Below are 3,198 nucleotides of genomic sequence, written 5' to 3' on the forward strand. Positions count from 1 at the left end.
GCGACTGTTTGGGGTTGTATAGTCAAGTAATTAAGTGCATGTGGTGGATGCCTTGGCAGTCAGAGGCGATGAAAGACGTGATAGCCTGCGAAAAGCTCCGGGGAGGCGGCAAATATCCTTTGATCCGGAGATTTCTGAATGGGGGAACCCACCCGCTATAAGGCGGGTATCATAAACTGAATACATAGGTTTATGAAGCGAACGAGGGGAAGTGAAACATCTCAGTACCCTTAGGAAAAGAAATCAATTGAGATTCCCTTAGTAGCGGCGAGCGAACGGGGATCAGCCCATTAAGTTATGTGTGTTCTAGTGGAACGCTCTGGGAAGTGCGAACGTAGAGGGTGATATTCCCGTACACGAAAGGGCACACATAATGATGACGAGTAGGGCGAGGCACGTGAAACCTTGTCTGAATATGGGGGGACCATCCTCCAAGGCTAAATACTCCTGACTGACCGATAGTGAACCAGTACCGTGAGGGAAAGGCGAAAAGAACCCCTGTGAGGGGAGTGAAATAGATCCTGAAACCGCATGCATACAAGCAGTGGGAGCACCTTCGTGGTGTGACTGCGTACCTTTTGTATAATGGGTCAGCGACTTATATTCAGTAGCAAGGTTAACCGCATAGGGGAGCCGTAGAGAAATCGAGTCTTAATAGGGCGTTTAGTTGCTGGGTATAGACCCGAAACCAGGCGATCTATCCATGAGCAGGTTGAAGGTTGGGTAACACTAACTGGAGGACCGAACCCACTGTCGTTGAAAAGCCAGGGGATGACTTGTGGATAGGGGTGAAAGGCTAATCAAGCCTGGTGATAGCTGGTTCTCCCCGAAAGCTATTTAGGTAGCGCCTCGGACGAATACCATTGGGGGTAGAGCACTGTTTCGGCTAGGGGGTCATCCCGACTTACCAAACCGATGCAAACTCCGAATACCAATGAGTACTATCCGGGAGACAGACTGCGGGTGCTAACGTCCGTAGTCAAGAGGAAAACAATCCAGACCGCCAGCTAAGGCCCCAAAATCATAGTTAAGTGGGAAACGATGTGGGAAGGCATAGACAGCTAGGAGGTTGGCTTAGAAGCAGCCACCCTTTAAAGAAAGCGTAATAGCTCACTAGTCGAGTCGGCCTGCGCGGAAGATGTAACGGGGCTAAAACTATGTGCCGAAGCTGCGGATGTATACTTATGTATACGTGGTAGGGGAGCGTTCTGTAAGCCGATGAAGGTGTATTGAGAAGTATGCTGGAGGTATCAGAAGTGCGAATGCTGACGTGAGTAACGACAAAACGGGTGAAAAACCCGTTCGCTGAAAGACCAAGGGTTCCAGTCCAACGTTAATCGGGGCTGGGTGAGTCGACCCCTAAGGCGAGGCCGAGAGGCGTAGTCGATGGGAAATTGGTTAATATTCCAATACTTCTGTGTAATGCGATGAGAGGACGGAGAAGGTTAAGTCAGCCTGGCGTTGGTTGTCCAGGTGGAAGACAGTAGGCATGCATCTTAGGCAAATCCGGGGTGCTCTATGCTGAGAGTTGATAGCAAGCTGTACTTGTACAGTGAAGTGGCTGATACCATGCTTCCAGGAAAAGTCTCTAAGCTTCAGTTACACAGGAATCGTACCCGAAACCGACACAGGTGGTCAGGTCGAGTAGACCAAAGCGCTTGAGAGAACTCTGCTGAAGGAACTAGGCAAAATGGTACCGTAACTTCGGGAGAAGGTACGCTGCTGACGGTGATGGGACTTGCTCCCTGAGCTATTGGCAGCCACAGAAACCAGGCCGCTGCAACTGTTTATTAAAAACATAGCACTCTGCAAACACGAAAGTGGACGTATAGGGTGTGATGCCTGCCCGGTGCTGGAAGGTTAATTGATGGGGTTAGCGTAAGCGAAGCTCTTGATCGAAGCCCCAGTAAACGGCGGCCGTAACTATAACGGTCCTAAGGTAGCGAAATTCCTTGTCGGGTAAGTTCCGACCTGCACGAATGGCATAATGATGGCGGCGCTGTCTCCAGCAGAGGCTCAGTGAAATCGAAATCGCTGTGAAGATGCAGTGTACCCGCGGCTAGACGGAAAGACCCCGTGAACCTTTACTGCAGCTTGACATTGAACTTTGACCTTACTTGTGTAGGATAGGTGGGAGGCTTTGAAGTACGAACGCTAGTTCGTATGGAGCCGTCCTTGAAATACCACCCTGGTAATGTTGAGGTTCTAACTCTGTCCCGTAATCCGGGACGAGGACCATGTCTGGTGGGTAGTTTGACTGGGGCGGTCTCCTCCTAAAGAGTAACGGAGGAGTACGAAGGTGCGCTCAGCGTGGTCGGAAATCACGCGTAGAGTATAAAGGCAAAAGCGCGCTTAACTGCGAGACCCACAAGTCGAGCAGGTACGAAAGTAGGTCTTAGTGATCCGGTGGTTCTGTATGGAAGGGCCATCGCTCAACGGATAAAAGGTACTCTGGGGATAACAGGCTGATACCGCCCAAGAGTTCATATCGACGGCGGTGTTTGGCACCTCGATGTCGGCTCATCTCATCCTGGGGCTGAAGCAGGTCCCAAGGGTATGGCTGTTCGCCATTTAAAGAGGTACGCGAGCTGGGTTTAGAACGTCGTGAGACAGTTCGGTCCCTATCTACCGTGGGCGCTGGAAATTTGAGAGGATCTGCTCCTAGTACGAGAGGACCAGAGTGGACGAACCTCTGGTGTACCGGTTGTGACGCCAGTCGCATCGCCGGGTAGCTATGTTCGGAAGGGATAACCGCTGAAAGCATCTAAGCGGGAAGCCTACCTCAAGATAAGATTTCCCTAGGAATTTATTCCTCTAAAGAGCCGTTCGAGACTAGGACGTTGATAGGTTGGGTGTGGAAGCACGGTGACGTGTGAAGCTGACCAATACTAATTGCTCGTGAGGCTTGACTATACAACACCCAAACAGTTGTTGTATTCAAGATAAATTCAATACATAACTTGATTTAGTGTGAAAACTAGTTACAATACCGACTCAATTAACTAATCCGTTAATCACTCATTTGGAAAAAGCCTTGGCATTACATAAGACCAAAGCAAGTATCCATAAACAGTTTGCTGGCGACAATAGCAAGAGTGAACCACCTGATCCCTTCCCGAACTCAGAAGTGAAACCTCTTAGCGCTGATGGTAGTGTGGCACTTGCCATGTGAGAGTAAGTCATCGCCAGCTTTTAAAT

The 3,198-nt window shown here is 49.8% G+C and carries 2 rRNA genes; both read left to right on the top strand.

The window, feature by feature from the left end:
* Positions 1 to 20 precede the first annotated feature (20 nt).
* Positions 21 to 2,913: ribosomal RNA gene (locus PJ15_RS14350) — 23S ribosomal RNA — on the top strand.
* A gap of 163 nt (positions 2,914 to 3,076) precedes the next feature.
* Positions 3,077 to 3,191, top strand: a 5S ribosomal RNA gene (gene rrf, locus PJ15_RS14355).
* Positions 3,192 to 3,198: the final 7 nt, after the last annotated feature.

Source organism: Acinetobacter sp. neg1, assembly GCF_000788125.1.
Classification (GTDB): domain Bacteria; phylum Pseudomonadota; class Gammaproteobacteria; order Pseudomonadales; family Moraxellaceae; genus Acinetobacter; species Acinetobacter vivianii.